The 12,419-nt window shown below is 34.3% G+C and carries 10 protein-coding genes; 5 read left to right on the top strand and 5 right to left on the bottom strand.

Annotated elements, in window-relative coordinates; translation table 11 throughout:
- The first annotated feature begins 19 nt into the window (after window positions 1–19).
- Together H9655_RS07805 and H9655_RS07800 are read left to right on the top strand one after the other, a co-directional pair.
- On the top strand, window positions 20–1,471 hold the full coding sequence (locus H9655_RS07805) for a PAS domain-containing sensor histidine kinase (RefSeq protein ID WP_191812600.1): 1,452 nt from the start codon (window positions 20–22) through the stop codon (window positions 1,469–1,471).
- Between the two features lie 120 nt (window positions 1,472–1,591).
- The gene (locus H9655_RS07800) at window positions 1,592–2,173 is read left to right on the top strand and encodes a DUF2087 domain-containing protein (RefSeq protein ID WP_191812597.1); all 582 of its coding nucleotides are present in this window, start codon (window positions 1,592–1,594) and stop codon (window positions 2,171–2,173) included.
- Window positions 2,174–2,339: 166 nt separating this feature from the next.
- Here H9655_RS07800 and H9655_RS07795 read toward each other — a convergent pair whose 3' ends face one another.
- Entirely contained in the window at window positions 2,340–3,128 is a 789-nt protein-coding gene (locus H9655_RS07795; protein WP_191812595.1) for a carbon-nitrogen family hydrolase, read from the bottom strand.
- A 255-nt stretch (window positions 3,129–3,383) separates the two neighbouring features.
- Between H9655_RS07795 and H9655_RS07790 the strand changes: the two genes are divergently transcribed.
- Window positions 3,384–3,620, top strand: a complete 237-nt coding sequence (locus H9655_RS07790) for an aspartyl-phosphate phosphatase Spo0E family protein (protein WP_225230478.1) — start codon at window positions 3,384–3,386, stop codon at window positions 3,618–3,620.
- A gap of 2 nt (window positions 3,621–3,622) precedes the next feature.
- Here the strand turns inward: H9655_RS07790 and H9655_RS07785 are convergent, their stop codons facing one another.
- The 3 genes from H9655_RS07785 to H9655_RS07775 all read right to left on the bottom strand — a co-directional run bounded on the left by H9655_RS07785 (window position 3,623) and on the right by H9655_RS07775 (window position 7,556).
- Window positions 3,623–4,357 (bottom strand): ZIP family metal transporter, encoded by a 735-nt coding sequence (locus H9655_RS07785; protein WP_191812593.1) that lies wholly within the window; start codon window positions 4,355–4,357, stop codon window positions 3,623–3,625.
- 151 nt (window positions 4,358–4,508) lie between these two features.
- Window positions 4,509–5,732, bottom strand: a complete 1,224-nt coding sequence (locus tag H9655_RS07780) for an MFS transporter (protein WP_191812591.1) — start codon at window positions 5,730–5,732, stop codon at window positions 4,509–4,511.
- A gap of 327 nt (window positions 5,733–6,059) precedes the next feature.
- Window positions 6,060–7,556 carry an ATP-binding protein gene (locus tag H9655_RS07775; protein ID WP_191812590.1) on the bottom strand — a complete coding sequence of 499 codons (1,497 nt, stop codon included), beginning with the start codon at window positions 7,554–7,556 and terminating at the stop codon, window positions 6,060–6,062.
- Between the two features lie 137 nt (window positions 7,557–7,693).
- Here H9655_RS07775 and H9655_RS07770 point away from each other — a divergent pair, with 137 nt between their 5' ends.
- Both H9655_RS07770 and H9655_RS07765 read left to right on the top strand, forming a co-directional pair.
- Window positions 7,694–8,128, top strand: coding sequence for a MarR family winged helix-turn-helix transcriptional regulator (locus H9655_RS07770; RefSeq protein WP_191812588.1), 435 nt, complete (start codon window positions 7,694–7,696; stop codon window positions 8,126–8,128).
- A 228-nt stretch (window positions 8,129–8,356) separates the two neighbouring features.
- The gene (locus tag H9655_RS07765) at window positions 8,357–10,051 is read left to right on the top strand and encodes a M3 family oligoendopeptidase (RefSeq protein ID WP_191812586.1); all 1,695 of its coding nucleotides are present in this window, start codon (window positions 8,357–8,359) and stop codon (window positions 10,049–10,051) included.
- Between the two features lie 65 nt (window positions 10,052–10,116).
- Here the strand turns inward: H9655_RS07765 and H9655_RS07760 are convergent, their stop codons facing one another.
- Window positions 10,117–12,261, bottom strand: coding sequence for an ATP-dependent Clp protease ATP-binding subunit (locus H9655_RS07760; protein ID WP_191812583.1), 2,145 nt, complete (start codon window positions 12,259–12,261; stop codon window positions 10,117–10,119).
- Window positions 12,262–12,419: the final 158 nt, after the last annotated feature.

Here is a 12,419-nt window from a genome sequence, read left to right as displayed (position 1 = left end):
TTTTAGGGGGTAAGGTCTTTTGCCAACATCGAATAGTTCTTTTGAAAGACAAAAGTTGTTAGAAAAGCTCTCAAATGATGAAGGAATCTATTCAGAGCTCTTTATGGAAGCCATAGATGGAATCATCCTATGGGAGGATGGTGGGAATATTGTACATGCGAATGAATCAGCGTGTCGCATATTTGAAACTTCATATAATGATATTACAAAATGTAAGATTGAAGATTTTGTTGTCGATAAAGATAAAAAGTACAAGGAAATCTTAAATGTATTATATAAAAGAGGGGCAATACGAGATGAAATCCTATTCTTTATGCCTAACGGACAATCCAAGATTTTAGAATTTACAATGAAACTACAATCCTTTACAGGTTTTCATATGGGGATTTTTCGCAATGTGAGTGAGCGAAATCAAATGGAACAAGAATTAAGGAAAAGTGAATTGAAGTTTAGAAGAGTATTCGAAGGTACACTTGAAGGGATTATTTTATGGGATAACGAGGGAGTGGTACAAGACGTTAACCCTTCTGGAGAAAAAATTTTAGGGGCAACGCGCGAAGAATTAATTGGAAAGTCGTTAAAACATATGGTTGCTAGATTCTCAGGGAATTTAAATGAGATGAGAGAGATCATCAAACAAATTACAATGAACGGTTCTTATGAGGGAAGGATACAACTACGAGGTAGCGAAAATGAAAATAAATTATTTGAGTATTTAGTTAATTATAATTTATTTTCAGAATTTACAATTTCTACATTTAAGGATATAACGGATAAAGTCGAAATGGAAGAAAGATTAAGGAAGTCCGATACACTGAACGTATTGGGTCAACTTGCTGCGGGTATTGCACATGAGGTGCGTAATCCAATGACTGCAGTAAAAGGATTTATTCAATTGCTTGAGAACTCATTAAAAAAGGAATCTGATCATGAAATGTATTTTAATATTATTTCTACGGAACTCGCAAGAATCGATTCTATTATTAATGAATTTCTTTTTTTAGCAAAACCACAGGCCGTGAGGTATATGGAGAATGACATGATCAACATTATGCGCGAAACGGTTAAGTTATTAAATGCTCAGGCACTTCTGAATAATATCCAATTCCGTACTTATTATGAATATGGTTTACCAAAAATTATGTGCGAAGGAAACCAACTGAAAAAAGTTTTTATCAATATTATAAAGAATGCAATTGAAGTGATGCCAGATGGTGGATATATCACAATTACCATTAAACGTCTTGATGATCAAACGGTAAGAATTTCGATCCAGGATGAAGGTGGAGGTATTTCGCAGGATAAGTTAGAAAAGCTTGGACAGCCATTTTATACTACGAAAGAAAGAGGGAATGGTCTTGGATTAATGGTTTCATATAAAATAGTTGATGAACATAATGGAGCAGTTGAAGTGGAAAGTAGTGAAGGTGTAGGGACAACTTTTCATATTATTCTTCCTATGAACAACTAATTTTTTGAAAATATTGGTAGGGAGAATGTATTTTATGTTATAAAATTAGATATATATCTAATTAGATATATGTTAAAATGTATATATTCATATTGTTGTTAAGAAAAGGAGTGAAGGATTATGCAATTAAACCGCCTTGTTGCTTTTCATAAAACGATGGGCGATCCAACGAGAATAAGAATTGTATATTTGTTATCAAAAGGTCCATTACACGGACAAGCAATAGCAGGAAAGTTAGGTTTAACACCACCAACGATTACCCATCACCTTCATAAATTAAGAGATATTAATTTGGTTTATACAAGAAGAGAAAAAAATACAGTCTATTATTATTTAAATGAAAAGATTATTCTTCATCAAGCTGTTACATTAGAGAAAATCATTAGCCAAAAGGAGGAGTTAGAAGAAATGGAGCAAGATTACGCTTATAGAAAGAAAGTTCTAGACGCTTTTATTCAAACTGATGGAAAATTAAAATCTATTCCTGCACAAAGAAAGAAAAAGCTTATCATTTTTGAACACATGGTAAAAGGGTTGAAAAAAGGGGTGAAATATGAGGAGAAAGAGATAAATGAATATATTAAAAATTTTCATGATGACTTTGCCACGATTAGAAGGGAATTTATTACGAATCAATACATGTATCGTGAGAATGGGATATATGAAGTAAATCCTCCAGAAATGTGGGCGAAAATAGAATAAATAATAGCAAGGTTACTCTAGACAACAAAATCATTGTTGTGATTGCCGATTGACCATTATTATGAAAAGTAGGGGGCTTTTGATCTTGAGTTTGGGCTAAAAATAAACGAGCAAATGCTGACCGGTATAAGGTATTTGCTCGTAAGTTTATCTAGCCGTAAGTTTCTTAGTAAAATTCAGGTTTGCGATCTTCGAAAACAGGGATAGTTTTTCTGACACGATCAACTTCCGAAAGGTCAATCGTCGCCGTAACGATTTCCTCATCTTCTTTACCGTTTGCGAGAACTTTCCCCCAAGGGTCAATAATCATCGAATGTCCAGCGAATCTATTGTTAGGATCCTGCCCAACGCGGTTACAGGCAATCACATAACATTGGTTTTCAATCGCTCTTGCCCTTAATAAGGTTTGCCAATGATCGACTCTTGGTTTCGGCCATTCTGCTACAACAAAAATCGCTTTGGCCCCGTTTAATGTATGTGCTCGAAACCATTCTGGGAATCGAATATCGTAACAAATCACACCGGCTACTTTCTCTCCATTAATATTAAAGCTACCTTTTTCTTCTCCAGCAGATAAAAATTTATGTTCATCCATTAATTTAAATAAGTGCATTTTATGATATTCTTGTAGCAAATCTCCATTTTTATCAATTGAAATCATCGTATTAAAATAATCATCTTCACGCTGAGTAGCAACTGATCCGCCTACAATATGGACATGATATTCTTTCGCTAAGTTTTTTAGGAAGGCAATGGTTTTTTCCCCTTTTACATCAGCAGTAGAAGACAAATTTTCAAGATCATATCCAGTTGTCCACATTTCTGGTAGGACAATAATATCTGGGTATGGTTGAATTTTACACGCTTCCTTTACCTTCATTTCTACATGCTTATAGTTTTCTTCAGGATGCCCAAATTGTATATCTATCTGTATACAAGCAATATGTAAATTCATCGTTAAAACTCCCTTATTTCAATCTTATTTATACTTTAAATATATACGATTTTTAAAAAGTTTACTACTGCTTAATCATTTTATCTATTTGTCGAAAAGCCATGCAAACGATTCTTGAAAAGTGTCGAATCATGTTGATATAAAAAAAGATTGTCTTATTTTGCGAATCTATTTACTTTTATAAAAATTCTTGTAATAATTTCTCAAGTAGACAAAAAAATAATCGAATGCAGGACAATTTTAGGAGGAGAAAAGTTGAAGTTAAATCAAAGGGAATTATTGGACAAGATTCAAATAAAAAGAGAAATTATGATGAAGTGTGCAAGGAAAGTAGGTATTAATGATAAAATAACTATTCAGCATAGTCAGGAACTAGACATGCTTATATATGAATATCAGAAGGCAAAAATAAACTCCGAGCCCCGTAGGACCCGAGAATATAAATTAAATATTACACAATACCATGTAAATATAAAAAATAAAGCTGTATGAAATTAAAAAAGCTCAATTAACAAGATCATGAAAAGTAAACCAATGATAAAAGAATAGGTAGATGTTCTTTCATGACCATCTCCATGGCTCTCTGGTATTAATTCCTTGTAAATAATAAATAGCATGGCTCCTGCGGCAAATGCGAGTCCATAAGGGACAAGTGAAGCAACATAAGACGTTAAGTAAAAACCTAATAAGCCCGTGAAAATTTCAATTGTTCCTGTCAACGTGGCAACAATAAATGCTTTGAATCTACTGATTTTTTGGTTGACCAAAAATAAAGCAACTAAGAATCCTTCAGGTGCATTTTGCAACCCAATGGCAAATGCGATTAAATTACCAGTGTCTCCTCCGTTTTCAGACGCATAACTAACACCAACAGAAAGTCCTTCCGGAATGTTATGAAGTGTAATTGCGGCAACAATTAACATCGCTTTTTCATCAAATTCAATCCCTTTTTTGTTATGAGCGATGTCAATATGTGGAATGTTTTTTTCTAGTACTGTTAAAGTTAAAACCCCTAGAAAAATACCTACGACTAATGGTAAAAACCCTCCTGCATTTAATGCCTCTGGAATAAGACTCATTGTAGAAGCAGCCATCATTATACCTGCAGTAAATGCCAGTAAAATATCACGCCATTTATGTGTCATCGATTGACCAATAAACAAAATGATTAATGCACCAAGTCCTGTGGACATTGCTGAAAGAATTGTTCCATATAGTACTTCTGTCATTTTATAACTCACCCCTTTAGAATCAGCCCTAAATTAAAATAATAAGATGCAGGTAATTAATTAGCCTAGTATATGCATAATCAAGGAAAGAGGTCATTTAAAAAATATGACCTCTTCTATCGTGTCAAATAAGAAAATTAACATCCATTAATCATTCATTCCATTCAGCAATTTTTTGATCTGATGGTAATAAAAGGCTAAGGAATCCGATTAAAGGAAGTAATCCAGTGAAAATCATCGTTTGGTTAATACCAATCCAGTCACTTAAATAACCTAATGCAATCGACCCAATTGCGCCCATTCCAAATGCAAATCCAACTGTCAAGCCTGACATCATTCCAATTTTACCAGGTACTAATTCTTGAGCATAGACAACTGTTACAGAAAAACTAAGCATCAAAATAAATCCTGTGAGTGCCAAAAAAACAAAGGCAACACTAGCTGGCACAAATGGAATAAGTATGGAGAATGGTAAAGAAAGCGCTAAAGATAGAAATATAACAGTCTTACGTCCAAATTTATCTGCTAAAGGTCCTCCGAAGAAGGTACCGATAGCACCTGCTGATAAAAATACAAATAGCATTGTTTGTGCTCCGCTAATTGAAAAAGCATAATTCTCTATTGCATAAAAAGCATAAAAGTTTGTCATGCCTGAAACATACCAAGATCGGGCAAAAATAAGAATGAGAACAATGGCTAATGCTATTTTTACTGGTTTAGTAAGTGGTTTATGTGCAGCCACCTTTTTCTTTGCCTTTTTATTAGTTTCTTGCAATCTTAGGTTTTTTGCATACCAAATGGCAATATAAGCGAGAAAACATACGGCTAAAAAAGCAGCAATAGTAAACCATAAAGCGCCTTTTTGCCCAAAAGGCACGAGTACCAACGCGGTAATTAATGGGGCTAGCGATTGACCACTATTCCCACCAACTTGATAAATCGATTGGGCTAAACCTCTTCTTGGACCAGCGGCCATGTAAGCAACTCTTGAGCCTTCAGGGTGAAAAATAGCAGATCCTAATCCTATAAATATGACGGAAATGATAATCCATTCATACTTAGGGGCAAAAGCCAATCCGACGATGCCAAATAACGTAATAGTTAAACCAATGGGCAAGGCAAAAGGCATGGGCTTTTTGTCTGTCATGTTGCCAATAACAGGTTGAAGAACAGAGGAAACAATATTTAATGCGAAAGCAATCATCCCTAATTGGGTGAAACTTAGTCCCATTGATCTTTCTAAAATAGGGAACATCGCGGGAATGATTGCCTGAATGGCGTCATTTAATAAATGACAAAGCCCAATAATAAATAAAATACGATAACTAGTATTTCCTTGTTTAGGGAGGGCTTTAAGAGAAACAGCTTGGCTCATAGAGAAAGGCTCCTTTTATGTAAGAATAATTCAATATACGAAATAATTATTGGAGTTAAACGAACAAAAATCAAGTCTTTCTTTTTAAAAAATGGAATATTCAAAAAGGAACCCGAACATTAGAAGTATTAGAAATTAACTATTCTTCATTCTATTTTATTTCTTATAGCATCGATTTTATATGTTGGAATTTATTCCAATCAAATGCGATAAAAATAATTAGTGGAAAATGAAACAAACTATTTATTAGCCTTTCCAGCAGAAGGAAACATATCCAACTTGTAAGGGAAGCAAATATTTTATAAGCTTCCCTCATGATTCATATGTCTATGAATTGATGGAATCAGACGCTAACGGTAAAATGATTGTCACTACAGTACCGTTAGAAGCACTACTTTCGATTGTGATTTTTCCTTTATTTGCTTCGACAATCCTTTTGCATACAACGAGGCCTAGGCCTGTACCATAATCTTTAGAAGTATAAAAAGGTTCAAAGATTCTGTCCATCTCTTTCTTGGGTATACCTACTCCAGTATCTTTAATGGTGAGATAACAATGGTGAGAGCTTGTTGTTAGAGAAATAGACAGATACCCATTACTACTCATTGACTCAAGCGCATTTTTGGCGATATTTAAAAACACTTGCTTCATTTGATCTTTGTTGCAATATATTCCTATGGGTTCTTCTGGTAAAGAATCTTCATAGTGAATATTGGCTAAGTTGGCCTCAGATTTAATAAGTGGCTCTAGTTCACGTATAATATCTTGTACATAAATATATTCCTTTTTTTCAATAGTTGGCTTCCCAAGAATAAGGAACTCACTAACGATTTCATTTATACGACTGATTTCATTATTTATAATTGAGAAATAATACTGATCTTCTTCATGTTTATGTTTCTCTGATAATAATTGGATCAAGCCTTTCACACCAGTAAGTGGATTCCTAATTTCATGGGCTGTACTTGCAGCTAAATTTCCGACTAGCTCTAGTTTCTGTATTTCATTTTCCTTCTCAGCGTTTTTGGCATGTTTTTTTAACATGAAATATTTTATAAAGAAAAAGAAAATATGAAGCAATATAAAAAGGGGTAAGAAGAAGATTGCTGTATGCCTAAGTATACTGCCGCTATCGACATCAGAAATACTTACTTCAATATTCCAAGGCAGGCGATCAATTGGCACAGTATATACTTGATCATTTTTGCCTATACCGCCATTCATATTCATTATTTGCTTTCCACTTGAATTCGTAATGGAGATGGATGCATCAGGGGTAAGAATTTGCATAATATTTTGCATATAATCTACTCTTAAATGTGCACCTACTATTTTTTCTAGCTGGAAATTAACATCAAGAATAGGGTTGGCAATCCCGATGACTTGTTGTTCAGGTGTTAATGTCTCCACTTCTTCAGATATAATTAAATCATTCGTGCGCATAATTTCTTGGATATATCGATCGTTAGTAAAGTCATGATTTTTTAATAATTCTGAAGTCCCTGTTTCGAAAGAACCCTTTGCGTCCAAGAGAAACATGCTGCCATATCTCATGTCAGTTAATTGTGTGCGTCTCACTACTTCTCGAATGGTTTCCATATCATTTTGTGCGTCAATTGATAATGCTAAAATATCTAAAGTGGTCACTGTTTCAGAAATGAATTGATCCCAGTTCTTTTGATGGATGGTTGCAATCCACTTTGCGTCACCTAATCTTTCTGTTTCCTCACGGTCGCCTACATAATGATAAATAGAAAGCATCCCGAGAATAGAAGGTATAATAACGATAATGATATACAGGAAATAATTATTCTTTCGTTTCATTCTTTTTCTTCTCCATAAAATAGCCTCAATGATATTTATTAGTAAATATATAGAAATTGACAGTATGCTTTTCGTTACTTATAATTAGTTTGAATTCAAAAATCTCTATTTTAAATTATTTTAGGAGGATTGGAGACATGACTGAATCTAGCCAATCACTCAAACTATATATTGTACTTTCAAGAGCGAATAGAGCGATTAATGAAATTGTTAATCGTAAAATTCAAACCTATGGATTAAATCCGACTGAATTTGCTGTACTAGAATTACTATATCATAAAGGTAATCAACCTTTACAGCAAATAGGTGGTAAAATTTTGCTTGCTAGTGGAAGTATTACGTATGTAGTTGATAAGTTAGAAAGTAAAGGGTATTTGCGAAGGGTGGCATGCCCGAATGATCGAAGAGTGACTTATGCAGAAATATCCGAAGAAGGTAAGGCCTTTATTGAAAGCGTATTTCCAGGTCATGAAGAGTATATTCATGAATTAATGAGTGAATTAAATGCAGAAGAAAAAGAGACAGCTATTGAATTAATAAAAAAACTTGGGTTATCTATTAGCAATCGATAAAAACGGTTCATACAGAATCGTTTTTTTGTTTTATTCATGAGGCGTGAACTATAGAGAAATAAAGGTAAATTAATTTAATTATGTGTTGTTACTTAAGTCCTGTGTATTTTTTAATAAGAAATATGCAGGATTTTATAATATATTATAGAAAGAGTTAACTTGCTCAAATTTTCGTTCATCATGAAAAATACATACAAATTAACGATTATTACTTGGAGGTGTATGGGGATGAAATTTCCTGAATATGAATACAAAAGGCCACAACTGGACAAAGCAAAAGTTCAGTTTGATGCGGCACTACTCGCATTTAAACAAGCAAAAACAGCCGAGGAACAAATAGAAGCGATGAAAAAAATTAATCGTATACGAAATAAGCTGTTTACGATGTTAAACTTAGTAATGATTAGGCATTCAATTGATACGAATGACGAATATTATCAACAAGAACAAGAATATACAGATGAAATAGGACCAGAGATTGATGGTCTTAGTACACAGTTTTACGAAGCTCTGGTGCAATCTAAGTTTCGTGAAGACCTTGAAAGCAAATTTGGTAAACAGCTATTTGCCTTAGCAGATAGTGAATTAAAAACATTCAAGCCGGTAATTGTGCCGTTATTACAAAAGGAAAATAAACTTACAAGTGATTACAATAAGTTGATCGCTTCAGCAAAAATAAATTTTGATGGGAAAGAATTAACATTAGCACAGTTAGATCCATACTTAGAATCGAAAGACCGTCAATTGAGAAAAGAAGCGAGTGCGGCTAAGTTTCAATTTTTGGCAGATAATGAACATAAACTAGACCAAATATATGATGACCTCGTTAAAATAAGAACAGAGATTGCACATCAATTAGGGTATGAAAACTTCGTTGAACTCGGATATTATCGAATGTTTAGAATTGATTATGATGCCGATATGGTTGCAAAGTTTAGAAAACAGGTGGAAGAGTTTATCGTTCCGATGGTTGCTAAATTAAAAGAAAGACAGCGTGTAAGAATTGGCGTGGATTCATTAAAGTACTATGATGAACCGTTTAATTTCCTTTCTGGAAACCCAATGCCTAAAGGATCATCTGATTGGATTATTAACATGGGGCAGAAGATGTATCAAGAACTTTCACCAGAGACTGGCGAATTTTTTGAATTCATGATTGAAAATGAATTAATGGACTTACTTGCGAAGAAAGGGAAAGAAAGTGGAGGCTATTGCACGTTTATTGAGGATTATCAAGCACCATTTATCTTTTCTAATTTTAATGGGACTTCAGGGGATATTGATGTTTTAACACATGAAGCAGGTCACGCTTTTCAAGTTTACTCAAGTAAAGACTTTGAGATTCCCGAATATGTATGGCCAACACATGAAGCGGCAGAGATACATTCGATGAGTATGGAGTTTTTTACTTGGCCATGGATGGATACGTTCTTTAAAGAAGATGGAGACAAATACCGCTTTGCCCATTTGAGCAGTGCCCTAATCTTCTTACCTTATGGTGTAGCTGTTGATGAGTTTCAACATTGGGTGTATGAAAACTATCAAGCTTCTCCAGCGGAAAGAAAAGCAGCATGGAGAAATATTGAGAGAAAATATATGCCTTACAAAGATTATGAAGACAATGATTATCTAGAGAGAGGCGGTTATTGGCAAAGACAAGGCCATATTTATAACTCTCCATTTTATTATATAGACTATACGTTAGCACAAATTTGCGCCTTTCAATTTTGGCAAAAATCACAGGAGAATCATGAACAAGCCTGGAAAGATTATCTTCATTTATGTAAACTCGGCGGTAGCCAACCATTTACAGGATTAGTATCTGAAGCAAATTTAATTTCTCCTTTTGAAGATGGTTGTGTTGAATCCGTTGTCGATTCAATCGAGCAGTGGCTAAATCAAGTTGATGATAAAAAGCTTTAAAAAATGAGGTGCAAAAAAAGGAGAGGCAAGAAACCTCTCCTTTTTTGATGAAATTATCTTCCTTTTTATTGAATTACAATATTTCCTTCTTCTAAAACTGCGGATAATTCACTTTGTTCTTCCTCATCAATAATTTTGTCTGCAATCTTATCTTCTAATTGTTCCTGAATGACCCTTCTGAGAGGGCGGGCGCCGAATGCAGGATGATAACCTAATTGAGCCAATTTAGCTTTTACCTCATCTGTCACATTTAAGTGGATATTAGATTGAGCTAATACGGCATTCAATTCTTTTAATAGTAAATCAGTGATAGTGAGAAGATGCTCTTTTGTTAACGATTTAAATTCTACAATATTGTCAACTCGGTTTAAAAATTCAGGTTTAAAAAATTGTCCTAGAGAGTCGAGTATACTTGCTTCATTCCAAGCGTTATTTTCCGTTGCAAAGCCAACTTGGACTTCTTTTGTTTGAACACCGGCATTACTTGTCATAATAATAACGGTTTCGTTAAAGTGTACCGTCCTACCTTGGCTATCTGTTAAGCGGCCATCTTCAAGTATTTGTAGAAAAAGATGCTGCACATCGGGATGTGCTTTTTCAATCTCATCTAATAGGATAATGCTATAAGGGTTTCTACGTACTTTCTCCGTTAACTGTCCTGCCTCTTCATGGCCAACATAACCTGGGGGAGAACCTATAATTTTCGCTACACTATGTTTTTCCATATATTCACTCATATCTAGTCGTATCATAGATTCTTTTGTACCGAATAATTCTTCAGATAATGTTTTCGTTAATTCTGTTTTACCAACACCTGTTGGTCCGACAAATAAGAACGATCCGATAGGACGATGTTTAGATTTAAGGCCAGCACGGCTTCTTCTAATAGCTTTTGCTACTTTTTCGACTGCGACTTCTTGGCCAATCACTTTATTGTTTAGGTTTTCTTGTAGATGTTTCATCTTAGCTTGTTCATCTGTCATTAATTTTCCGATTGGTATGCCGGTTTTATCCTCAATAATTTTTTGGATATGTTCGACCTCTACTTTTGCTCTTTTTCTAGTGTTTGAACCAAGAGCCTTTTCCAATTCTGTTTCTTTATCTCTTAATTTAGCTGCTTCTTCATATCTTTCTTCTTTAAGTAACTGTTCTTTTTGCTTTGCTATTTCTTTTAAACGCAATTCAATATCTTCATCAGATGAAACACCCAATGTTAAATTTAATTTTGACCCAGCTTCATCCATAAGGTCGATTGCTTTATCTGGTAAGAAGCGGTCTTGAATATATCTAGACGATAGTTCTACACAAGCTGTGAGGGCTTCGTCTGTATAAATAACATCATGGAAGCTTTCATAATTGTCTTTTAACCCTTCAAGGATATGTCTTGCTTCCTCCAAACTTGGTTCTTTGACGTGAACAGGTTGGAATCGTCTTTCTAACGCTGCATCTTTTTCTATTTTTCTATATTCAGAAAGAGTGGTTGCCCCAATTAATTGCATCTCACCACGTGCTAGTGCAGGTTTTAAAATATTGCTAGCATCCATTGATCCTTCAGCTGAACCCGCACCAACTAATAAATGGATTTCATCAATAAATAGGATTATGTTTTTTCGTGTCTGTACTTCATTTATTAGTTGTTTCATTCTTTCTTCAAATTGACCTCTAATTCCTGTATTCGAAACAAGGGAGGCAACATCTAACAAATAAACCTCTTTATTGAGTAATTTCTTTGGTACGTTACTATTAACTATTTTTAGTGCAAATCCTTCTGCGATAGCTGTTTTCCCAACACCGGGTTCACCGATTAATACCGGATTGTTTTTGCTTCGTCTATTTAGTATTTCAATTACTCGTGAAATCTCTTTATCTCGACCAATCACTGGATCAATGAGACCCGCTCTTGCCATTTGGGTTAAGTTTTTAGCGAATTGATCAATGAACCCACCATTACTACCATGTTTTCTTTGAGATGATTCATTCGCTTGCGGTTGACTTTGATGATGAGCATTTTGCCCATTTGTCAATTGTTTAAAAAGATCATCGAATGGGATAAAACCAGAGAAACCATTCATCGTTGGACCAAAGGCAGGAAGAGATTGTTTGTCGTTCTCGTAACAGCTTTGACAAAGACGAATCGTTGTCTCTTTACCGTTAATCGCATATCTCATATTGACATTCGCTTCATTTTGTTTGCATGCTTGACATTTCATTAAAAAATCCTCCTTTTGACTTTGACTAACTTTGACCTTATGAATACAGTATACTTTGACCTTCTTTGACTTTCAAGTATTTTGATGAAGTTTTTTATTAAAATTAGAAAAATGGGATTCAGTAAGAAAAAGCTCGTCTTTGTTTGTCCTTCTTTACA

The sequence above is a fragment of the Cytobacillus stercorigallinarum genome, from assembly GCF_014836495.1.
GTDB lineage: Bacteria > Bacillota > Bacilli > Bacillales > Cytobacillaceae > Cytobacillus > Cytobacillus stercorigallinarum.
The sequence above is the reverse complement of the archived record's forward strand: the minus strand, read 5'-3'. Positions and strand labels throughout refer to the sequence as shown.